Annotated in this window: 17 protein-coding genes; 9 read left to right on the top strand and 8 right to left on the bottom strand. The window is 67.1% G+C overall.

Annotation, left to right across the window (positions count from 1 at the left end; all coding sequences use genetic code 11):
* Positions 1-17 precede the first annotated feature (17 nt).
* On the bottom strand, positions 18-1,496 hold the full coding sequence (dnaB, locus tag ACWFRJ_RS35105; RefSeq protein WP_344525039.1) for a replicative DNA helicase: 1,479 nt from the start codon (positions 1,494-1,496) through the stop codon (positions 18-20).
* Between the two features lie 460 nt (positions 1,497-1,956).
* Between dnaB and ACWFRJ_RS35100 the strand changes: the two genes are divergently transcribed.
* On the top strand, positions 1,957-3,294 hold the full coding sequence (locus ACWFRJ_RS35100) for an MATE family efflux transporter (RefSeq protein ID WP_453540373.1): 1,338 nt from the start codon (positions 1,957-1,959) through the stop codon (positions 3,292-3,294).
* Between the two features lie 138 nt (positions 3,295-3,432).
* On the opposite strand, the gene rplI is transcribed toward ACWFRJ_RS35100, so the two are convergent.
* From rplI to rpsF, 4 genes are all read right to left on the bottom strand, one after another.
* Positions 3,433-3,879: a 50S ribosomal protein L9 gene (rplI, locus tag ACWFRJ_RS35095; RefSeq protein ID WP_453540370.1), complete on the bottom strand. Its 447-nt coding sequence runs from the start codon at positions 3,877-3,879 to the stop codon at positions 3,433-3,435.
* Positions 3,880-3,897: 18 nt separating this feature from the next.
* Positions 3,898-4,134, bottom strand: a complete 237-nt coding sequence (rpsR, locus tag ACWFRJ_RS35090) for a 30S ribosomal protein S18 (RefSeq protein ID WP_003949403.1) — start codon at positions 4,132-4,134, stop codon at positions 3,898-3,900.
* A 57-nt stretch (positions 4,135-4,191) separates the two neighbouring features.
* Positions 4,192-4,815 carry a single-stranded DNA-binding protein gene (locus ACWFRJ_RS35085; protein WP_453540367.1) on the bottom strand — a complete coding sequence of 208 codons (624 nt, stop codon included), beginning with the start codon at positions 4,813-4,815 and terminating at the stop codon, positions 4,192-4,194.
* Positions 4,816-4,896: 81 nt separating this feature from the next.
* Positions 4,897-5,187 carry a 30S ribosomal protein S6 gene (gene rpsF, locus ACWFRJ_RS35080; RefSeq protein ID WP_006604399.1) on the bottom strand — a complete coding sequence of 97 codons (291 nt, stop codon included), beginning with the start codon at positions 5,185-5,187 and terminating at the stop codon, positions 4,897-4,899.
* Positions 5,188-5,463: 276 nt separating this feature from the next.
* Between rpsF and ACWFRJ_RS35075 the strand changes: the two genes are divergently transcribed.
* From ACWFRJ_RS35075 to ACWFRJ_RS35065, 3 genes are all read left to right on the top strand, one after another.
* The gene (locus ACWFRJ_RS35075; protein ID WP_389902772.1) at positions 5,464-5,775 is read left to right on the top strand and encodes a hypothetical protein; all 312 of its coding nucleotides are present in this window, start codon (positions 5,464-5,466) and stop codon (positions 5,773-5,775) included.
* 146 nt (positions 5,776-5,921) lie between these two features.
* On the top strand, positions 5,922-7,043 hold the full coding sequence (locus ACWFRJ_RS35070) for a lipid II:glycine glycyltransferase FemX (protein WP_361828908.1): 1,122 nt from the start codon (positions 5,922-5,924) through the stop codon (positions 7,041-7,043).
* A 90-nt stretch (positions 7,044-7,133) separates the two neighbouring features.
* Entirely contained in the window at positions 7,134-8,165 is a 1,032-nt protein-coding gene (locus tag ACWFRJ_RS35065) for an alanine racemase (RefSeq protein WP_351169220.1), read from the top strand.
* A 95-nt stretch (positions 8,166-8,260) separates the two neighbouring features.
* Here the strand turns inward: ACWFRJ_RS35065 and ACWFRJ_RS35060 are convergent, their stop codons facing one another.
* Together ACWFRJ_RS35060 and ACWFRJ_RS35055 are read right to left on the bottom strand one after the other, a co-directional pair.
* Positions 8,261-9,817: a glycosyltransferase family 87 protein gene (locus tag ACWFRJ_RS35060; RefSeq protein WP_453540893.1), complete on the bottom strand. Its 1,557-nt coding sequence runs from the start codon at positions 9,815-9,817 to the stop codon at positions 8,261-8,263.
* Positions 9,818-9,951: 134 nt separating this feature from the next.
* Complete coding sequence (locus tag ACWFRJ_RS35055) at positions 9,952-12,681, bottom strand: transglycosylase domain-containing protein (protein ID WP_453540362.1); 2,730 nt, start codon at positions 12,679-12,681, stop codon at positions 9,952-9,954.
* A gap of 373 nt (positions 12,682-13,054) precedes the next feature.
* On the opposite strand from ACWFRJ_RS35055, the gene ACWFRJ_RS35050 reads away from it, so the two are divergent.
* From ACWFRJ_RS35050 to ACWFRJ_RS35035, 4 genes are all read left to right on the top strand, one after another.
* The gene (locus tag ACWFRJ_RS35050) at positions 13,055-13,741 is read left to right on the top strand and encodes a PadR family transcriptional regulator (RefSeq protein ID WP_453540359.1); all 687 of its coding nucleotides are present in this window, start codon (positions 13,055-13,057) and stop codon (positions 13,739-13,741) included.
* A gap of 58 nt (positions 13,742-13,799) precedes the next feature.
* On the top strand, positions 13,800-14,882 hold the full coding sequence (locus ACWFRJ_RS35045) for an inositol-3-phosphate synthase (RefSeq protein WP_453540356.1): 1,083 nt from the start codon (positions 13,800-13,802) through the stop codon (positions 14,880-14,882).
* A gap of 77 nt (positions 14,883-14,959) precedes the next feature.
* Positions 14,960-16,216, top strand: a complete 1,257-nt coding sequence (locus ACWFRJ_RS35040) for an MFS transporter (RefSeq protein WP_453540354.1) — start codon at positions 14,960-14,962, stop codon at positions 16,214-16,216.
* 112 nt (positions 16,217-16,328) lie between these two features.
* On the top strand, positions 16,329-16,805 hold the full coding sequence (locus tag ACWFRJ_RS35035) for an LppU/SCO3897 family protein (protein WP_453540351.1): 477 nt from the start codon (positions 16,329-16,331) through the stop codon (positions 16,803-16,805).
* 101 nt (positions 16,806-16,906) lie between these two features.
* On the opposite strand, the gene ACWFRJ_RS35030 is transcribed toward ACWFRJ_RS35035, so the two are convergent.
* Positions 16,907-18,373: a CCA tRNA nucleotidyltransferase gene (locus ACWFRJ_RS35030; RefSeq protein WP_453540348.1), complete on the bottom strand. Its 1,467-nt coding sequence runs from the start codon at positions 18,371-18,373 to the stop codon at positions 16,907-16,909.
* Between the two features lie 192 nt (positions 18,374-18,565).
* Here ACWFRJ_RS35030 and ACWFRJ_RS35025 point away from each other — a divergent pair, with 192 nt between their 5' ends.
* Positions 18,566-20,947, top strand: coding sequence for a DUF6049 family protein (locus ACWFRJ_RS35025; RefSeq protein ID WP_453540890.1), 2,382 nt, complete (start codon positions 18,566-18,568; stop codon positions 20,945-20,947).
* Positions 20,948-20,953: the final 6 nt, after the last annotated feature.

Here is a 20,953-nt window from a genome sequence, read left to right as displayed (position 1 = left end):
CCCGGGCGATGCCCCTGCTATGTCTGCGCCATGTCCACGAAGCGCGAGTAGTGACCCTGGAAGGCGACCGTGATCGTCGCCGTCGGGCCGTTACGGTGCTTGCCCACGATGATGTCCGCCTCGCCCGCGCGCGGTGACTCCTTCTCGTACGCGTCCTCGCGGTGCAGCAGGATCACCATGTCCGCGTCCTGCTCGATCGAGCCGGATTCACGCAGGTCGGATACCTGGGGCTTCTTGTCCGTGCGCTGCTCGGGGCCACGGTTCAGCTGCGAGAGCGCGATGACCGGGACCTCCAGCTCCTTGGCGAGCAGCTTCAGGTTTCGCGACATGTCCGAGACTTCCTGCTGGCGGCTCTCGGCACGCTTGGAACCACCGGACTGCATCAGCTGCAGATAGTCGATGATCACCATCTTGATGTCCGCGCGCTGCTTGAGGCGGCGGCACTTGGCGCGGATCTCCATCATCGACAGGTTCGGGGAGTCGTCGATGTAAAGCGGAGCCGCGGAGACCTCGGGCATCCGACGCGCGAGCCGCGTCCAGTCCTCGTCCGTCATCGTGCCGGAGCGCATGTGGTGCAGCGCCACCCGCGCCTCCGCGGACAGCAGACGCATCGCGATCTCGTTGCGCCCCATTTCCAGGGAGAAGATGACGCTGGGCAGGTTGTGCTTGATGGACGCGGCGCGCGCGAAGTCGAGCGCCAGCGTCGACTTACCCATGGCGGGACGCGCGGCGATGACGATCATCTGGCCGGGGTGCAGGCCGTTCGTCAGCGAGTCGAAGTCGGTGAAGCCCGTCGGCACACCGGTCATCTCGCCGCTGCGCGAACCGATCGCCTCGATCTCGTCGAGCGCGCCCTCCATGATGTCGCCGAGCGGCAGATAGTCCTCGCTGGTGCGCTGCTCGGTGACCGCGTAGATCTCGGCCTGGGCGCTGTTGACGATCTCGTCGACGTCGCCGTCGGCCGCGTATCCCATCTGTGTGATGCGCGTACCCGCCTCGACGAGGCGACGCAGGACCGCCCGCTCGTGGACGATCTCCGCGTAGTACTCGGCGTTCGCCGCCGTCGGCACCGTCTGCACCAGCGTGTGCAGATAAGAGGCCCCGCCGACCTTGGTGATCTCGCCGCGCTTGGTGAGCTCGGCCGCCGCGGTGATCGGGTCGGCCGGCTCGCCCTTGGCGTACAGGTCGAGGATCGCCGTGTAGATCGTCTCGTGCGCGGGCCGGTAGAAGTCGTGGCCCTTGAGCACCTCGACGACATCGGCGATGGCGTCCTTGGAGAGCAGCATGCCGCCGAGCACGGACTGCTCGGCGTCTAGATCCTGCGGCGGTACGCGCTCGAAGGCGGTGCCACCGCCGTCCCAGCCGCCGCCTTCACGGCCGCGATCGTGCTGCTCGTCACGGCCTCGGCCGCCGTCGCGGCGCTGCCGGGAGGCTGGCAGACGGTCACTGGGACCGCTGTCGGCCCAGGGGTCGTCCAAGGGCTCGGAAATACTCACCGGGCCACCTCCCTCACGTCCGCCGAGCGGACCTCGCCGTGCCCTTCTTTCTTACGGCACGACACTGACAAATGAGCGGCCCAACTCCGGTTCTGACGCGTCGGTTTTACAGGCTTTCCGAGGTCAGATCACGAGGGGGGCGCCGCACCACGGTAGGCCCGCGGCCACCGTCAGCCAATCTGGTTATCCACAGGCGGTGTGGATGACGGGCGCGTTGCTGTGGAGAACCCCGCCAAACCTGTGTACGGCTCGGTGGACAGGCCTGTGAACAAGCACTCAGCCTTCTTCGCAAATAGCCTCTGACCTGGCACTTTCCCATCCACCGGCTGTGCAGAAGAAAAACTTCCCCAGTCGGACCAAGATCGTGCCAAACGGCGTTTCGAAGAGTGTCCCACTCGAGACCTAGTAAGGGTCTTTCGAGCGTTGCATCTCTTACCTGTGGAAGATTAGATTGGTGTCCATGACACAGGCTCCCGCGGCGACCAAGGCCGCTCGGCGACAGCATGACCGAGAGATCATCGCACTCGCCGTTCCCGCCTTCGGCGCACTCGTCGCCGAGCCTCTTTTCGTGATGGCCGACAGTGCCATCGTGGGCCACCTCGGCACCGCACAACTGGCCGGTCTCGGCGTCGCCTCGGCACTCCTCATGACCGCCGTGAGCGTCTTCGTCTTCCTCGCCTACGCGACCACGGCCGCCGTCGCCCGCCGGGTGGGCGCCGGAGATCTCCAGTCCGCCATCCGCCAAGGCATGGACGGCATCTGGCTCGCCACCCTGCTCGGGGCCGCCGTCATCGCCGTGGTCCTGCCCACCGCACCCGCGCTCGTGGAGCTCTTCGGCGCATCGGACACCGCGGCCCCGTACGCGATCACGTACCTCCGCATCTCCTCGCTCGGCATCCCCGCCATGCTCATCGTGCTCGCCTCCACCGGTGTCCTGCGCGGGCTGCAGGACACAAAGACCCCGCTGTACGTGGCGATCGGCGGCTTCGTCGCCAACGGCGTTCTCAACGTCGGCCTCGTCTACGGCGCCGGTCTGGGTATCGCAGGATCCGCCTGGGGCACCGTCATCGCCCAGTGGGCCATGGCCGCCGTGTACCTCTTCGTCGTCGTACGCGGAGCCAGACGCCACGGCGCCTCACTGCGCCCCGACGCGGCCGGCATCAGAGCCTGCGCGCAAGCAGGCGCACCGCTTCTCGTCCGTACGCTCTCGCTGCGGGCGATCCTGATGATCGCGACCGCGGTGGCCGCACGCCTCGGTGACGCCGATGTGGCCGCCCACCAGATCATTCTGTCCCTGTGGAGCCTGCTGGCCTTCGCTCTCGACGCCATCGCCATCGCCGGTCAGGCGATCATCGGCCGCTATCTGGGCGCGAACGATTCCCAGGGTGCGCGCGACGTCTGCCGCCGCATGGTGCAGTGGGGCATCGGCTCAGGGATCCTGCTCGGCGTGCTGGTCGTCCTGGCCCGGCCGCTGTTCATCCCGCTCTTCACCAGCGACTCAGCCGTCCAGGACGCCGCTCTGCCCGCACTCGTGGTGGTGGCCATCTCTCAGCCGGTCTGCGGCATCGTCTACGTCCTCGACGGCGTGCTGATGGGCGCGGGCGACGGCCCGTATCTGGCCTGGGCGATGCTGGCCACGCTGGCGGTCTTCGCTCCGGTGGCACTGCTCGTCCCCACCTTCGGCGGCGGGCTGACCGCCGTCTGGGGAGCGATGACGCTGATGATGACGGTCCGCATGGTGACCCTGGGGGTGCGTACGCGCTCCGGACACTGGATCGTCACCGGCGCCACTCGCTGATCCGGGAGGCGCTGTTTCACGTGAAACAGCGCCTCCCGTGAAACACGGCATTCGTAGGGCCGCACGTCCGAGAAACGCGTTGGGCCGCACCCAGAGGGTGCGGCCCAATGTTTGCTTCAGCTCTGCCAAGCGCAGTGCTTAGGCGGAGACGACCTCGATGTTGACCTGAGCGGCAACCTCGGGGTGCAGACGCACGGACGTCGCGTGGGCGCCCAGCGTCTTGATCGGCGCGCCGAGCTCGACACGACGCTTGTCGATCTTCGGACCACCGGCGGCCGAGATCGCCGAAGCGACGTCAGCCGGGGTGACGGAACCGAAGAGACGACCGGCGTCGCCGGAGCGGACGGCCAGACGGACCTTGACGCCCTCGAGCTGGGCCTTGACCTCGTTGGCCTGCTCGATGGTCGCGATCTCGTGGATCTTGCGAGCACGACGGATCTGCTCGACGTCCTTCTCGCCACCCTTGGTCCAGCGGATCGCAAAGTTCCGCGGGATCAGGTAGTTGCGGGCGTAGCCGTCCTTGACGTCTACGACCTCGCCGGCGGCGCCGAGGCCGGAGACCTCGTGGGTGAGGATGATCTTCATTAGTCGGTCACCCTTCCCTTATCGCGCGGTGGACGTGTAGGGCAGCAGCGCCATCTCACGGCTGTTCTTCACGGCCGTGGCGACGTCACGCTGGTGCTGCGTGCAGTTGCCGGTCACGCGGCGGGCACGGATCTTGCCGCGGTCGGAAATGAACTTCCGCAGCATGTTCGTGTCCTTGTAGTCCACGTACGTGACCTTGTCCTTGCAGAATGCGCAGACCTTCTTCTTAGGCTTGCGCACAGGCGGCTTCGCCATGTGTTCTCTCCTGTTTGATCAAGAAGTGTGGGAACGGCCCACCCTTGGCCCTGAGGCCTAGAAGGGGGGCTCGTCCGAGTAGCCGCCGCCAGAGCCACCAGAGCCGCCGGAGGAACCGCCGGAGCTTCCGCCCCAGCCACCGCCGCCGCCCTGCTGGCCGCCGCCGGCCGGCGCACTGGTCGCCCAGGGGTCGTCGGCGGGAGCACCGCCGCCACCCTGCTGCTGACCGCCGCCACCGGAGCCGCCGCCCCAGTTGCCGCCGCCCTGCTGCTGGCCGCCACCGCCGCCGCCGAATCCGCCGCCCTGGCCGCCTCGACCGGTGGTCTTGGTGACCTTGGCCGTGGCGTTCTTCAAGCTGGCGCCCACTTCCTCGACGTCCAGCTCGTAGACCGTGCGCTTGATGCCCTCACGGTCCTCGTAGGACCGCTGCTTCAACCGGCCCTGCACGACGACGCGCATGCCTCGCTGAAGCGACTCCGCGACGTTCTCCGCCGCCTGACGCCAGACCGAGCAGGTGAGGAAGAGGCTTTCGCCGTCCTTCCACTCATTGGTCTGACGGTCGAAGGTGCGGGGAGTGGACGCGACACGGAACTTCGCGACCGCCGCACCGGACGGGGTGAAGCGCAGCTCGGGGTCGTCGACAAGATTGCCGACGACCGTGATGACGGTCTCGCCTGCCATGGGGGAACCTCTCGGCGGGTTTGCTGCTGGCTGCTTTTGCTGCTGCTACTCGGATCCCGAGTACCGCTGAGCTGGGAAAGCTCAGTGGGTCTCGGGACGGAGGACCTTGGTCCGGAGGACCGACTCGTTCAGGTTCATCTGGCGGTCGAGCTCCTTGACGACCGCAGGCTCGGCCTGCAGGTCGATGACCGAGTAGATGCCCTCGGGCTTCTTCTTGATCTCGTACGAGAGACGACGACGGCCCCAGGTGTCGACCTTCTCGACCTTTCCGTTGCCCTCACGGACGACGGAGAGGAAGTTCTCGATCAACGGGGAGACAGCGCGCTCCTCGAGATCGGGGTCGAGGATGACCATCACTTCGTAGTGACGCATGTGGAACCCACCTCCTTTGGACTCAGCGGCCACGGTCGTTCCGTGGCAGGAGGGTCGTGATGCGTACGCAACGGTATCGGCAGCCACTGACAATCGGGCTTCCCGATCAGTAGACCGATCGGGAGTCCCTGCCATGGCCTGGGCAGACACCGGTGCAGACGGTACACAGTACCCGCACCTGGGCTTCCGGTTGAAATCCGGCGGCAGAGGGGCAGAATCTGTACACATCGGGTGTGTATGGCGCTACGCTGCGCCGCCTTACGCAGGAGGTGCCTCATGGCACAGACATTGCGACCGAACACCGCTGGTTCCCTCTTCGCCACGGACGGCAAGGGACATCCCATGCAGGACACGCTGCTCGGCGTGACCCTGGTCCTGGGAGCGATCGCCTTCGTCACGGCGATGTTCCACAACCTCCACCTGCTCAGCTCCTGGGCCGGCCTGGTGGGGATCGCCACGGGCGCGTGGGGACAGTTCATCTCCGAGACGACCCGCGAGCGCTTCGGCCTGATCCTCGGGCTCGGCGCATCGGCGGTCGGATTCTTCCTGGGCATGGCCCACGGCGGCCTCTTCGGCGGGCTCTGGTAGCCGCCCTCCGACGCCCCCGCCGCACACAGGCCCGGGGCTAAGGTTCCGTACGCCCAGACGGGGCGCTCTCGGGGCACAGTAGGCTTCGGCGCGAGAGCCGGAGCCCCTGTACCCATGGGGACACACCAGCCCGAGGAGCGCCCCGAATGAGTCTGACCCTGAGGACCATCAGTCGCGAGCAGCATCTGGCGTATATCCAGAGCCTGCCGTCGGCAAGTCATTGCCAGGTCCCGGCATGGGCGGATGTGAAGAGTGAATGGCGTTCGGAGAACCTGGGCTGGTTCGACGACCGGACCGGCGAACTCGTCGGTGCGGGCCTGGTGCTCTACCGACAACTGCCCAAGGTGAAGCGTTACCTCGCGTACCTTCCCGAGGGACCGGTCATCAACTGGTACGCACCGAACCTGGACGACTGGCTGCAGCCGATGCTCGCGCATCTGAAGCGGCAGGGCGCCTTCTCCGTGAAGATGGGCCCGCCGGTCGTCATCAGGCGCTGGGACGCTCCCGCGATCAAGTCGGGCATCCAGAACCCGGACGTGAAGCGCCTGCGGGACGTCGAGGCCTCGCACATCGAGCCGCGTGCCTTCGAAGTGTCCGACCGGCTGCGGAAAATGGGCTGGCAGCAGGGCGAGGACGGCGGCGCCGGATTCGGTGACGTACAACCGCGTTACGTCTTTCAAGTGCCGCTGGCCAATCGCTCCTTGGACGAGGTTCTCAAGGGCTTCAACCAGCTGTGGCGACGCAATATCAAGAAGGCCGAGAAGGCCGGCGTCGAGGTCGTCCAAGGCGGTTACGAAGACCTCGCCGAATGGCAGCGCCTTTACGAGATCACCGCGATCCGCGACAAGTTCCGTCCGCGGCCGCTGGGTTACTTCCAGCAGATGTGGCGGGCCCTCAACTCCGAGGACCCCAACCGCATGCGGCTGTACTTCGCTCGGCACAACGGCGTGAACCTTTCCGCGGCGACGATGCTCGTCGTCGGCGGGCACGTCTGGTACTCCTACGGCGCCTCGGACAACATCGGCCGCGAGGTCAGGCCCTCGAACGCGATGCAGTGGCGGATGCTCCGGGACGCCTACGCGCTCGGCGCCACCGTCTATGACTTGCGCGGCATCTCCGACTCTCTGGACGAGACGGACCACCTGTTCGGACTGATTCAGTTCAAGGTGGGCACGGGTGGAGAGGCTGTCGAGTACATCGGCGAGTGGGACTTCCCGCTCAACAAGCTGCTCCACAAAGCACTCGACATCTACATGTCGCGCCGCTGACCGCACTCACCCGGCACAATTCCCTTAGCCACAAACAGTCTTCTTACCTCTGATACACCGCAGCCACGAGAAAGGTTCCGGGATCCGGCCATGGCGCTCACGCTCTATGTCGACACCGCGCGCTGGCGGGCACACCACAAGCACGTGCTGGAGCAGTTCCCGGGAATAGTCCCGGTCTGCAAAGGCAACGGCTACGGCTTCGGTCATGAGCGCCTCGCTGAAGAAGCGACCCGCTTCGGCTCCGACATCCTCGCCGTCGGCACCACGTACGAAGCCGCCCGGATCAAGGACTGGTTCAGCGGTGACCTGCTGGTCCTGACCCCGTTCCGGCGGGGCGAGGAGCCCGTGCCGCTGCCCGACCGCGTCATCCGCTCCGTGTCGTCCCTGGACGGCGTACACGGCCTCGTGGGCGCCCGCGTCGTCATCGAGGTCATGTCCTCGATGAAGCGGCACGGCGTCAGCGAGCAGGAGCTCTCACAGCTGCACGCGGCCATCGAGGACGTACGGCTCGAGGGCTTCGCGATCCACCTGCCGCTGGACCGCACCGACGGCTCGGACGCCGTCGAGGAGGTCATCGGCTGGATGGACCGGCTGCGTGCCGCCCGTCTTCCGCTGCACACGATGTTCGTCAGCCACCTCAAGGCCAACGAACTCGCCCGCCTGCAGCAGCAGTTCCCCCAGACGCGCTTCCGGGCGCGCATCGGTACGCATCTGTGGCTGGGCGACCACGAGGCCACCCAGTACCGCGGCGCCGTCCTGGACGTCACTCAGGTGACCAAGGGCGACCGCTTCGGCTACCGCCAGCAGAAGGTCGCATCCGACGGCTGGCTGGTCGTCGTCGCGGGCGGCACGTCGCACGGCGTCGGCCTGGAGGCCCCGAAGGCGCTGCACGGCATGGTGCCGCGCGCGAAGGGCGTGGCCCGTGCCGGCCTCGCGACCGTCAACCGCAACCTGTCGCCGTTCGTCTGGGGCGGCAAGCAGCGCTGGTTCGCGGAGCCGCCGCACATGCAGGTCTCCATCCTCTTCGTGCCCTCGGACGCGCCCGAGCCGAAGGTGGGCGAGGAGCTGGTGGCCCATCTGCGGCACACCACCACGCAGTTCGACCGCATCGTCGACCGCTGATCACAGCCGGACCGACCACAGGCCGAAGGGCCGGGAGCGACAGTCGTCGCGCCCGGCCCTTCGGTCGTTCCCGGCCTCATCGGCCACCTGTTCGCTCAGGGTGAAACGTCGGTCGACGTGGCCCCCGTGGCGCCCCACCGCACGTTGGCACCCTCGGTGGAGTGCACCGCGTGCCGCGGCGGATGGGCGGCCGGCCCGAGGACGAAGACATCCGGTGCGCCGTCCAGGACGCCCCCTGAGGGGTCGTCGTCGCCGGACTTGCGTACCGGGTCCCTCTCGGGCATCAGAATGTCGCGTACGACCACGGCGCACAGGTACAGCGTCCCGAGCAGGTGCACCATGACGGCGAGTTGGTAGCCCTCGGTCGGCAGGCCCTTGTGGGCGTCTCCGCTGGTCGTGTACGCGAGGTACAGCCAGATCCCCAGGAAGTACGCGACCTCGCACGCCTGCCAGATCAGGAAGTCACGCCAGCGCGGCCGGGCCAGCGCGGCGAGGGGAATCAGCCACAGCACGTACTGCGGCGAGTAGACCTTGTTGGTGAGGATGAACGCGGCGACCACCAGGAAGGCGAGCTGCGCGAAGCGCGGGCGGCGAGGCGCGGTCAGACCCAGCGCACCGACCCCGAGGCAGGCCAGGAACATCAGCGCCGTCGCCAGGGTGTTGACCGTGTCCGTGGACAGCGGGTCGTCCATGCGCTGCGAGAGGATCAGCCAGACCGAGCCGAAGTCGACACCCCGCTCCTGGCTGAAGGTGTAGAACTTCGCCCAGCCCTCGCGGATGTGGAAGCCCGTCGCGTCATGCGTGATCATCACGGGCAGGTTCACCACGAGCCAGGCACCCACCGCGGCCCCGGCCGTCGACCAGAAGGCCCGCCAGCGCCCCGCCCGCCAGCACAGGATGAGCAGTGGGCCAAGGAGCAGCGCCGGATAGAGCTTCGCGGCGGTCGCAAGGCCGAGCAGGACGCCCGCGGAGAGCGTCCCCCCGCGTGCCCACATCAGCATCGCAGCGGCCGTGAGAGCTACGGCGAACAGGTCCCAGTTGATGGTGGCGGTCAGCGCGAAGGCGGGCGCCAGGGCGACCATCAGGCCGTCCCAGGGGCGGCGCCGGTGGGTGCGGGCGACGCAGACGGCGATGACCGCCGTACAGGCCATCAGCATCCCGGCGTTGACCATCCAGTAGAACTTCTCCTGGTGCTGGATGCTGCCGCTGCCCGGTGTCAGCCAGGAGGCCACTTCCATGAACACACCGGTCAGCACCGGGTACTCGAGGTACTCCATGTCGCCGGGCAGCTTGTCGAAGTAGGGCACGAGCCCATCGGCGAAGCCACGCCCCTGGTAGAGGTGCGGGATGTCGGAGTAGCAGGCGTGCGTGTACTGCGAGCTCGCGCCCTGGAACCAGGCGCCTTCGTAGCACGGCATCTTCTGCACCATGCCGAGCGCGAACATTCCGATGGCAACGAGCGCGATGACACGTACGGGAGTCCACCACGTCGCCGGGTACAGCACTCTGCGGCCGATGGGTCCACCGATCAGCTCGCTGCCGGCCGCGGCGACCTCATCCTCCTTGGTCGGCCGTACGGGCTCCGGCTGTTGTGCACTAGTGGTCTTGTGCACGCTCGTGCGCGTCGTCTCTGCACTGGGCATGCCGCACATCCTGCCGTACGCACCTGAGAACACGGAGAGGGCCGCCACACCGGTGCGGTGTAGCGGCCCTCGTCGATGCTCGGCGGTGGGTGTTTCACGTGAAACGGTGCGTTTCACGTGAAACGAACACTTCGGAGCCTCGATCAGCCGAAGATGCCTCCGTCGCTGTTTCCGCCATCTTCGCCCGGCGGATCCGGTGTGGCCGGGGGCGACTCTCCGCCGGTACTGCCGTCGGTGTCCCCGCCTTCCGACGCACCACCGTCGTTGTTGCACTGCCAGTCCCAGTCCTTACAGGACTCAGTGGGCGTGGGGCTTGTTGTGGGACTCGGGGACGTCCCTGTGTCCGAAGGGCTCGGCGTGGGGGACTTATCCGGCTCCTCGGTCTTGGACGGGGTCGGGGTCGGAGTCGGCGGCGGCGTCTCACCGACGACTGAACCGATCGGCTCCGGGACCGGGAATTTCCTCACGGGCTCACCCTTCAGGGCCTGCTCCATGTAGTCCTTCCAGATCTGCGCGGGGAACGAGGCACCGTGGATCTTCTTCTCGCCACCCGTGCCGAACATCTCCAGGAACTCCCGCTTCTTGTTCCCTTCGTTGTCGTCGAGCCGGTACATGCTGATCGCGGTCGAAAGCTGCGGGGTGTAGCCGACGAACCAGGCGGACTTGTTGCCGTCGGTCGTACCGGTCTTGCCCGCCACTTGCCGGCCGGTCAACTGAGCTGACGTTCCCGTGCCCTTTTCGACCACGGTCCTGAGCACGTCGGTGACGTTGTCGGCGACCGACTTGTCGAAAGCCCGCTTCGTCTGGGAATCGTGCTGGTAGACGGTGTTGCCCTTGTGCTCGACCCTCTTGACCGAGAACGGATCGTTCTGCTGGCCGCTGGACGCGAAGGTGGCGTAGGAACCGGCCATCCGGATCGCACTCGGTGATGACGTACCGAGGGAGAAGGACGGGTAATTGGAGCTGGCGAGGCTGTTCTCCTTGATACCCGAGGCGATGGCCGCGTCCTTCACCTTGTTCAGGCCGACGTCCATGCCGAGCTGCACATAAGCCGAGTTGACGGACTCCCGCATCGCCTCGCGGAGATCAATCTGATAGGTCGGCGCGTTATAGCTCTGACCGCCGTCGTTGGTCTGCAGCCACTCCTTGTCTTCCTTGTCCTTCCAGATACTGCCGTCGTAGTTCTGGATCTTGAGCTTGTTCTTGCCGCTGTAAAGGCTCTTCGGGTTGACGATGGTGCGCTGGTCCTCGGTCTGGTCCGGCAACCCGTCCTTGTCGCGCGTTCCGTCCTTGAAGGCCGCTGCGAGTACGAAGGGCTTGAACGTCGAGCCGACCTGCGCACCGGTCTGGTCCGCGTTGTTGGTGAAGTGCTTGGTCGCGTCCTCACCGCCGTAGATGGCCTCGATCGCCCCGTCCTCGGGATTCACGGACGCACCACCGAACTGGACGTGGGTGTCCTTTTTCGGGCGTTGCTTGGGTTTGATCTTCGCCTCGCGGACCTTCTCCACGGCCTTCTCGAGCTTCTGGACCTTGCTCTTGTCGAAGGTCGTGTGGATCTCGTAGCCACCCTGCTGGAGGTCGTTGGCCGTGATCTGGCCCTTGCTGTTGTTGATCACGTACGCCTTGGCCAGGTCGACCAGATAACCGACCTGTCCGCCCAGCTGAGCGTTGGAGCGAGGGTTCTCCAGCTTCGGGAACTTGTTGTACTTGTCCCGGGTCGCAGCGGTCAGGTGGCCGTCCTTGACCTCTTCATTGAGGATCCACTTCCAGCGCTTGGTGGCCCGCGCGGTGTTGGCGTCACGCGAGGCCGCGGGGTCAACCTCAGGGGATCCCGCGGGGTCGTAGTACGTGGCGCCCTTCAGCACCGTCGCCAGAAGCGCGCACTGGCTGGGGTCCAGGTCACTCGCGTCCTTGCCGAAGTACGCGCGGGCGGCAGCCTGGATTCCATAGGCGCCACGGCCGTAGTAGGCGGTGTTGAGATACCCCGCCATGATCTTTTCTTTGGATTCCTGCCGGCCGACCTTTATGGAGATGAAGAGCTCTTTGAACTTACGCGTGAACGTCTGCGACTGGTCGCCCAGGCGCGCGTTCTTCACGTACTGCTGAGTGATGGTTGAGCCACCCTGGGTCTCTCCGCCCTTGGCCATGTTGACCACGGCACGCGTGATGCCCATGGGGTCGACGCCCTTGTCGTCCTCGAACGACTTGTTCTCGGCCGAGATGACGGCGGTCCGCATCTCCTTGGGGATCTTGTCGTAGTCGATGATCTGGCGGTTCGTCTCGCCACCGGTCGCGACCATCTGCTTGCCGTTGGCCCAGTAGTAGACGTTGTTCTGCGCCGTGGCCGCATCGTCGACCTTCGGCACCTCCACCAAGGCGTACGCGATTCCCGTGACCGCCATCATGCTGCCGAGGAACCCGACGAACAGGCCGGTGACAAGGCGCCAGGACGGTACCCAGCGCCGCAGACCGTCCTTCTCCGCGCGCGGGTAGTCGATGAACCGCTTCTTGCGGGGCTCATGGCCGCCACGGCCTCGGCCGCGGCCCGGCCCGTTCGGGCCACCACCACCGCGTCGGCCGCCGCCACTGGCGCCTCCGCGCCCGGCACCGGCTCCGTCGGCCGCTCTACGGCGGCCGCCGGAGCCTACGGAACCGCTGCGTTGCGCGGCACGACGGGCCTCGGCACGGCCGCCGTAGGAACGGTCCCCGTCATCAGGGGCCTCTGCTCCGTGCGAGCCGGTTGAGGAAGTGGGCGATCCAGTGCCGCCACGCGGTGCGGCGCGGCGGCCGGAAGACGAACCTGGGACGCCGCGTCTGGCCGCGGCGCGTCCACCGCCCTGCGGCTGCGGCGGTTTGCGACGGTGCTCGCTCATCGAACGATTACTCCTCGGGCAGGCGCAGATGTCCGCGCCTGGAAACGGCGGCTGGTTTCCGGTCCCCCCGAAGTACGGATGCGCCCATCCCAGCGCTCACCCGCACTACACCAGGGAGAACGACGCCCTCAGGCGTCACTTGGTTCCCGGCGGTCTGCATGGCGCACAGACTACGCACCGTCAAAACCCTCTTAGGACCGAAGTTCACCCAAAATCAGGCAAGTTACTTCCTACGAATCGGTGATGTGACGCCGTTCACCGTTTCCCCTCTTGTCCCAGCAGGCAGGTCGTTCTATCGTCTCGATGTATCGAGTCGATACATCAGCTCGGCATAAAGACCGTGTCGACAGGCGCTGGCAGACGGGAGGCGAAGATGAGCAGACGCTCCGGCATCCTCGAGTTCGCCGTGCTCGGCCTGCTGCGCGAGTCCCCGATGCACGGCTATGAGCTGCGTAAACGGCTCAATACATCGCTGGGAGTGTTCCGCGCCTTCAGCTACGGGACGCTCTACCCCTGCCTCAAGACGCTGGTCGCCAACGGCTGGTTGATCGAGGAACCGAGCGGCACCCCCGAGGAGGCCCTCGCGGCTCCCCTCACCGGGCGCCGCGCCAAGATCGTCTACCGGCTGACGGCGGAAGGTAAGGAGCACTTCGAGGAGCTGCTCTCCCAGACCGGCCCCGACGCGTACGAGGACGAACACTTCGCCGCCCGCTTCGCCTTCTTCGGGCAGACCTCGCGGGACGTACGCATGCGGGTACTCGAGGGGCGTCGCAGCCGCCTCGAGGAGCGTCTGGAGAAGATGCGCGCCTCCCTGGTCCGTACCCGGGAGCGCCTGGACGACTACACGCTTGAGCTGCAGCGGCACGGAATGGAGTCCGTGGAGCGCGAAGTGCGCTGGCTGAACGAGCTCATCGAGAGCGAGCGAGCGGGGCGGGACCAGCAACGGTCCGCCCCGGACAGCTCCGCTCAGCACGACAGCACATCTGGGGAGTCGGGCGGCCTGCCCCGGCGGCGGGACATCAACCCGCCGCCGGATCCGTCCGATGACACCGCCAAGTGAGGCTCCCGCGGTCCGCGGGGTCTCATCCGGAATACACAGATCACAGGGAGCAACCGGAATGGGTTCGGTTCGCGTAGCCATCGTCGGCGTGGGCAACTGCGCCGCCTCGCTGGTCCAGGGCGTCGAGTACTACAAGGACGCAGACCCGGACGCCAAGGTCCCGGGCCTGATGCACGTCCAGTTCGGCGAGTACCACGTCGGCGATGTCGAGTTCGTCGCCGCCTTTGACGTCGACGCCAAGAAGGTCGGCCTCGACCTCACGGACGCCATCGGCGCCAGCGAGAACAACACCATCAAGATCTGCGACGTCCCGAACAAGGGCGTCACCGTCCAGCGCGGCCACACCCTCGACGGCCTGGGCAAGTACTACCGCCAGACCATCGAGGAGTCCGACGAGACCCCGGTCGACATCGTCCAGATCCTCAAGGACAAGCAGGTCGACGTCCTCGTCTGCTACCTGCCCGTCGGTTCCGAGGACGCTGCGAAGTTCTACGCGCAGTGCGCCATCGACGCCAAGGTCGCCTTCGTCAACGCCCTTCCGGTCTTCATCGCCGGCACCAAGGAGTGGGCCGACAAGTTCACCGAGGCGGGCGTCCCGATCGTCGGCGACGACATCAAGTCGCAGGTCGGCGCCACCATCACGCACCGCGTGATGGCGAAGCTGTTCGAGGACCGCGGTGTCCGTCTTGAGCGCACGATGCAGCTCAACGTCGGCGGCAACATGGACTTCAAGAACATGCTCGAGCGCGACCGCCTCGAGTCCAAGAAGATCTCGAAGACGCAGGCCGTCACCTCGCAGATCCGCGACCGCGAGCTGGGCGAGGACAACGTCCACATCGGCCCGTCCGACTATGTCGCGTGGCTCGACGACCGCAAGTGGGCGTACGTCCGCCTCGAGGGCCGCGCCTTCGGCGACGTCCCGCTGAACCTCGAGTACAAGCTCGAGGTCTGGGACTCCCCGAACTCGGCCGGTGTCATCATCGACGCCCTGCGCGCCGCGAAGATCGCCAAGGACCGCGGCATCGGCGGCCCGATCCTCTCCGCGTCCTCGTACTTCATGAAGTCCCCGCCGGTGCAGTACTTCGACGACGAGGCCTACGCCAACGTCGAGAAGTTCATCAAGGGCGAGGTCGAGCGCTAAAGCTCGCCGCGCGAACTGTTGTTGAGGGTCCCCGGGCGATCGCCCGGGGACCCTCCTCGTATGTGAGGCTGTGCCTTATGGCTGTCGTCGGTGACCTGCGCGTACTGCTGCGCCTGGGGGACTTCCGGCGACTGCTCGCCGTGCGGCTGATCTCCCAGGGCGCGGACGGCGTCTATCAGGTGGCCCTCGCCACGTACGTCGTCTTCTCCCCGGAGAAGCAGACCTCGCCGGCCGCGATCGCGTCCGCGATGGCGGTGCTGCTCCTGCCGTACTCGCTGATCGGCCCCTTCGCCGGCGTACTCCTCGACCGCTGGCCACGCCGTCAGGTTTTTCTGTACGGCAATCTGCTGCGGGCCGCTCTTGCCTCGGTGACCGCGGTGCTGATGCTGAGCGGCGTGCCCGACTGGCTCTTCTACGCCTCCGCGCTCTGCGTCACGGCCGTCAACCGCTTCGTCCTCGCCGGGCTCTCCGCGGCGCTGCCGCGCGTGGTCGACACCGACCGCCTGGTGATGGCCAACGCCCTCTCACCGACCGCGGGGACGCTGGCCGCCACCGTGGGCGGCGGCCTCGCGTTCGCCGTACGCCTGGTGGGCTCCGACTCGGACGCCGCGGTGGTCATGCTCGGGGCCGCCCTCTACCTCTGCGCGGCGCTCGCCTCGCTGCGGATGGCGCGGGAGCTCCTCGGCCCGGACCCCGAGCTGATGAGACCCCGGCTCGGCGCGGCCCTTGCCGGTACGGCGCGGGACCTGATGGCCGGGGTGCGGCATCTGACGCAACGGCGCCCGGCCGCCCGCACGCTCCTCGCGATGACGCTCATGCGGTTCTGCTACGGCGCCCTGTCGGTCATGGTCCTGATGCTCTGCCGGTACGCGTGGTCGTCCTCGGAGTCCGACGGGCTCGCCCTCCTCGGACTCGCCGTGGGCGTCTCGGGGGCGGGCTTCTTCGCGGCGGCCGTGATGACCCCATGGGCGGTGAACCGGCTGACGGCCCGCGGTTGGATCGTCGTCTGCGCGGGCTCCGCGGCGGTCCTGGAACCGGCGCTCGCCCTCCCGTTCACACCGGTCCCGCTGCTGATCGCCGCGTTCTTGCTGGGCCTGACGACACAGGGAGCCAAGATCGCCACGGACACGGTGGTGCAGTCGTCGGTGGACGACAGTTTCCGTGGCCGGATCTTCTCGGTCTACGACGTTTTGTTCAACGTCGCGTTCGTCGCTGCGGCGGGAGTAGCCGCGCTCATGCTGCCGCCTGACGGGCGATCGGTTCCGCTAGTGGTCACGGTGGCCGTTATCTACGCAGCGATTGCTGCCGCTATGGCCAGATTTGACGCGCAGTAAGTGTCACATCAATGCCACAGAGCCCCTCTGAGCTTCAGAGATGTCACTGCATCCCTATAACTTACGGACGTCGTATCCGCGCCATCGCGCTTCCGTTCGAGGGGGACCCCAAGTGACTACTCCGCCCCAGGGCCAGAATCCGTACGGCCAGGGCGTGCAGCCGCACCCCGGCCAGCCGGCACAGCCTGGCCAGCCCGGCGTTCCGCAGCAGCCCTACCCGCCGTACAACCAGGGTGCCCCGGTTCCGCCTCCGGCAGCTCCGAGCGGCGGCCGGAAGGTCAGCAAGCTGGTCCTGCGGATCGGTGTTGTCATCGTCATCGGCATCGTCATCGCTGTCGTCAAGTGGCAGCTGGGCAAGAGCGACGCCGAGACCACCGCCGTCGGTGACTGCCTGCACAACAAGGGCACGCAGTCCGCTCCGGACCTGAAGAACACCGACTGCTCTTCGAGCGACGCCGAGTTCGAGGTCATCGAGAAGTTCGACAACACGAGCAGCGTCAGCAAGTGCGAAGCGGTCAAGGGGACCGAGGTCTCCTACTACCAGACCGGTGGCAGCCACGATGTGGTGCTCTGCCTGAAGAACAAGTAACGGCATACGCGAAGGGGCACTGTTTCACGTGAAACAGTGCCCCTTCGCATGTCCGGATCAGATGCGATGTTTCACGTGAAACATCGCGCCCGCCCGTCACCTCACTCCTGCGCGGCCCACCACTCCTTGAGTGCCGCGATCGCCGCGTCGCGCTCCATCGGCCCGTTCTCCAGCCGCAGCTCCAGCAGGAACTTGTAGGCCTGGCCGATCACCGGCCCCGGCCGCACATCCAGGACCTCCATGATCTCGTTGCCGTCCAGGTCGGGACGGATCGAGTCCAGCTCCTCCTGCTCCTGAAGCCGCGCGATGCGCTCCTCCAGGCCGTCGTACGCACGCGACAGCGCATTGGCCTTGCGCTTGTTGCGCGTCGTGCAGTCGGACCGGGTCAGCTTGTGCAGCCTGCCGAGGAGGGGGCCCGCGTCGCGTACGTAGCGGCGTACGGCCGAGTCCGTCCACTCGCCCATCCCGTAGCCGTGGAAGCGCAGGTGCAGCTCCACCAGGCGCGACACGTCCTTCAAGAGCTCGTTCGAGTACTTGAGCTCCGTCATGCGCTTCTTGGTCATCTTGGCGCCCACCACCTCGTGGTGGTGGAAGGAGACCCGGCCGTCGTCCTCGAAGCGACGCGTCCGCGGCTTGCCGATGTCGTGCAGCAGCGCCGCAAGCCGCAGCGTGAGGTCCGGGCCGTCCTCCTCCAGGGCCATCGCCTGCTCAAGGACGATCAAGGAGTGGTCGTAGACATCCTTGTGACGGTGGTGCTCGTCACTCTCCAGACGCAGCGCCGGGAGCTCGGGCAGTACGCGGTCGGCGATGCCCGTGTCGACAAGTAGAGCAAGTCCCTTCGCCGGGTTCGGCGAGAGGAGCAGCTTGTTCAGTTCGTCACGGACACGCTCCGCGGAGACGATGTCGATGCGCTCGGCCATCGCCTTCATCGCGGCGACGACCTCCGGAGCCACCTCGAAGTCCAGCTGCGCGGCGAACCGCGCGGCCCGCATCATCCGCAGCGGATCGTCGGAGAAGGACTCCTCCGGGGTGCCAGGAGTGCGCAGGACACGCTCTGCCAGGTCCTCGAGACCGCCGTGCGGGTCGATGAACTCCTTCTCGGGGAGAGAGACGGCCATCGCGTTGACGGTGAAATCACGGCGTACGAGGTCTTCCTCGATGGAGTCGCCGTACGACACCTCGGGCTTGCGCGAGGTCCTGTCGTACGCCTCGGACCGGTAGGTCGTGACCTCGATCTGAAAGCTCTGATGAGCGTCTCCGACGCGGGCGTCTTTCTGGCTCCCGACCGTGCCGAAGGCGATCCCGACCTCCCACACCGAGTCCGCCCACGGCCTGACGATCTTGAGTACGTCCTCGGGGCGGGCTTCCGTCGTGAAGTCCAGATCATTGCCGAGCCGGCCAAGGAGCGCGTCTCTGACCGATCCGCCGACCAGGGCAAGAGAGAACCCGGCCTCCTGGAAACGGCGGGCGAGGTCGTCCGCGACAGGGGACACACGCAACAGTTCGCTGACCGCGCGGCGCTGCACCTGGCTCAGTGCGCTGGGAATTTCTTCATTGGCGTTCGGCACAACAGAAAAGGGTACGTGCCCCGGAGGCCCCCAGCCGCCCGGTTTTCGGCGGGCTCCCTAGGCCGCGCGCCCCTCTCCAGCCAGGTCTTCCGATCATGTGGAGCAGTCCGCGGCACTTCGCCACAGCGCACCTCGTTACCATGCGTGGACGCACAACCGACGACCACTGACGACAACGAGGACGGGCAACGCGTGGCCGAGGCGGCAGACTTCCCGGGGACCAGTCCCTCACCTGCCCGCCGGTGGCTGCGGCGTACGGCAGCGTTGCTGGCTGCGGCCCCAGTGCTGGCCGGCATGCTGCAGCTGACGGCGGAGCCGACAGCGCACGCCGCGGCACCCAGCGCGGCACCGAGCGCGGCAGCAGACGCCACCGGTTCGAACACCGTCGACGTCTCACTCAACTCGCTCACACCCACCGCCCCGTCGGACGGGGACACGCTCACCGTCCGCGGGACAGTCACCAACGAGGGCAAGCAGCCGGTGACGGGAGCCGAGGTCGGGCTGCGCCTGGGGCCGGTCCTGAACGGCCGGAGCGCGATCGACTCCGCCGCCAAGCGCACCGGCTACCAGGCGGGAGCGGACGGCAACGAGGTCGGCGGCAAGTACGTCAAGAAGTTCTCCAAGCTCGGCCCCGGCATCCGTCAGGACTTCAGCATTTCCGTCCCGGTCAAGGCCCTGGACCTCGGTGCCGACGGGGTCTACCAGCTCGGCGTCTCGCTGACGGGCCGGACGACCGCCCAGCCGTGGTCCCAGGTGCTCGGCTTCGAGCGGACCTTCCTGCCGTGGCAGTCGAGCGCCGCCGGCACGAAGACCAAGACGACCTACCTGTGGCCGCTCATCTCCACTCCGCACCTCACGGCGGAGACCGGCTCGGACGAGCAGCAGACGCCCGTCTTCACGGACGACGATCTGGCCAAGGAGCTCGCCCCCGGCGGTCGCCTCGAGCAGATGCTGTCCCTGGGCCGCCAGCTCGACGTCACCTGGGTCATCGATCCCGACCTGCTGGCATCGGTCGACGCGATGACGCGGAACTACCGGGTGCAGACCGCCGACGGCAAGACCACCACGGCGGGCAAGCACCAAGCGGTCGCCAAGGAGTGGCTCAACAAGCTCGAGCAGACCGTGAAGGACGAGAAGGTCGTCGCGCTGCCCTTCGCCGATCCCGACCTCGCCTCGCTCGCCCACAACGGCAAGGCCGTCACCGGCTCCCTCGGCCAGCTCAAGGACGCCACCGATGTGGGGGCGGAGGCCGTGGAGGTCATCCTCCACGTCAAGCCGCAGTCGGACTTCGCGTGGCCCGTGAACGGCGCCCTCGATCCATCGATCGTCGATGTCTCCAGCTCAGCGGGCGCCCACACGCTGATCGCCCGGAGCGACAGCCTGCGCGAGTCCAGCAGCCTTCCGTACACGCCCAACGCCGCCCGGCCCATCGGCGGCGGCAAGACGGCCGTGGTGGCCGACGCACGCCTCTCCACGGCCTTCCAGGGCGACATGACGGGGGCAGAGGGCTCCACGCTCGCCGTGCAGGAGTTTCTCGCCCAGAGCCTGATGGTCACGCTCCAGGAGCCGGACAAGCAGCGCAGCATCGTCGTCGCCCCGCAGCGCATGCCGTCCGCCAGCCAGGCCCAGTCGATGGCGAAGGCGCTGTCCGCCCTCTCCGACGAGCGCTGGTCGCAGCCGCAGGACCTGTCGGCGGCGGCGAAGACGAAGCCGGACCCGGCAGCCTCGACCCAAGTGCCTTCGGCCGCCTCCTATCCGCTGGCGCTGCGTAAGCAGGAGCTGCCGAAGTCGGCCTTCAAGTCCATTCAGAACACCCAGAACAAGCTCAACCGCTTCCAGACGATCCTCAGCGAGCCCGACCGGGTGATCACGCCCTTCGGGCGGGCCATAGACCGTGAGATGTCGACGTCCTGGCGCGGCCGGACCGGCAAGGCGGCGACATTCCGCCAGAGCGTGGAGAAATACCTGACCACGCTCGTCGAGCAGGTGGCGCTGATCCCGAAGTCCGACGCGAAGCTCTCGGGGCGCAGCGCGACGATCCCGGTGACGGTGCAGAACAACCTCGTCCAGGGTGTCGACCACATGGTTCTGCGCCTGACGTCGGAGAACCCCACACGTCTGAAGATCGGCGACAAGGCCTACTGGGAACAGCCGATCAAGATCTCGGGCGGACACGCCCAGTCGGTCAAGTTCACCACCACGGCCAATGCCAACGGCCCGGTCCCGGTCTACGCCCAGCTCTACACCGAGGACGGTCAGCCGTACGGCGAGCCGGTCCGCTTCGACGTGAACGTCACAGAGATCACCCTCACCGTGATGCTGGTCATCGCGGGCGGCGTCCTGCTCCTCGTGCTCGCCGGATTCCGGATGTACACCCAGCGCAAGCGGGCCGCCCGTCAGCAGGCCGAGGAAGGCCCGGAGGACGGCCCTGAAGACGGCTCCGACGACGGCCCCGACGGTGGGTCCGGCACGGAGCCGGGGGAGGACGACCCCGAGCAGCCGAGTGACCCGACACCGGACACCGCTCCGGAAAGCGCCGACCCGTCGGACACGGGTGAGAGAGTGGACCGTTGAGCGATG

Source organism: Streptomyces sp. NPDC055239 (genome assembly GCF_053606205.1).
The sequence above is the reverse complement of the archived record's forward strand: the minus strand, read 5'-3'. Positions and strand labels throughout refer to the sequence as shown.

Bases quoted from the DNA above. Each gene is read 5' to 3' on its own strand.
- ACWFRJ_RS35100 (WP_453540373.1), top strand. From the start codon at position 1,957: ATGACACAGGCTCCCGCGGCGACCAAGGCCGCTCGGCGACAGCATGAC.
- rplI (WP_453540370.1), bottom strand. From the start codon at position 3,879: ATGAAGATCATCCTCACCCACGAGGTCTCCGGCCTCGGCGCCGCCGGC.
- rpsR (WP_003949403.1), bottom strand. From the start codon at position 4,134: ATGGCGAAGCCGCCTGTGCGCAAGCCTAAGAAGAAGGTCTGCGCATTC.
- ACWFRJ_RS35085 (WP_453540367.1), bottom strand. From the start codon at position 4,815: ATGGCAGGCGAGACCGTCATCACGGTCGTCGGCAATCTTGTCGACGAC.
- rpsF (WP_006604399.1), bottom strand. From the start codon at position 5,187: ATGCGTCACTACGAAGTGATGGTCATCCTCGACCCCGATCTCGAGGAG.
- ACWFRJ_RS35075 (WP_389902772.1), top strand. From the start codon at position 5,464: ATGGCACAGACATTGCGACCGAACACCGCTGGTTCCCTCTTCGCCACG.
- ACWFRJ_RS35070 (WP_361828908.1), top strand. From the start codon at position 5,922: ATGAGTCTGACCCTGAGGACCATCAGTCGCGAGCAGCATCTGGCGTAT.
- ACWFRJ_RS35065 (WP_351169220.1), top strand. From the start codon at position 7,134: ATGGCGCTCACGCTCTATGTCGACACCGCGCGCTGGCGGGCACACCAC.
- ACWFRJ_RS35060 (WP_453540893.1), bottom strand. From the start codon at position 9,817: ATGTGCGGCATGCCCAGTGCAGAGACGACGCGCACGAGCGTGCACAAG.
- ACWFRJ_RS35055 (WP_453540362.1), bottom strand. From the start codon at position 12,681: ATGAGCGAGCACCGTCGCAAACCGCCGCAGCCGCAGGGCGGTGGACGC.
- ACWFRJ_RS35050 (WP_453540359.1), top strand. From the start codon at position 13,055: ATGAGCAGACGCTCCGGCATCCTCGAGTTCGCCGTGCTCGGCCTGCTG.
- ACWFRJ_RS35045 (WP_453540356.1), top strand. From the start codon at position 13,800: ATGGGTTCGGTTCGCGTAGCCATCGTCGGCGTGGGCAACTGCGCCGCC.
- ACWFRJ_RS35040 (WP_453540354.1), top strand. From the start codon at position 14,960: ATGGCTGTCGTCGGTGACCTGCGCGTACTGCTGCGCCTGGGGGACTTC.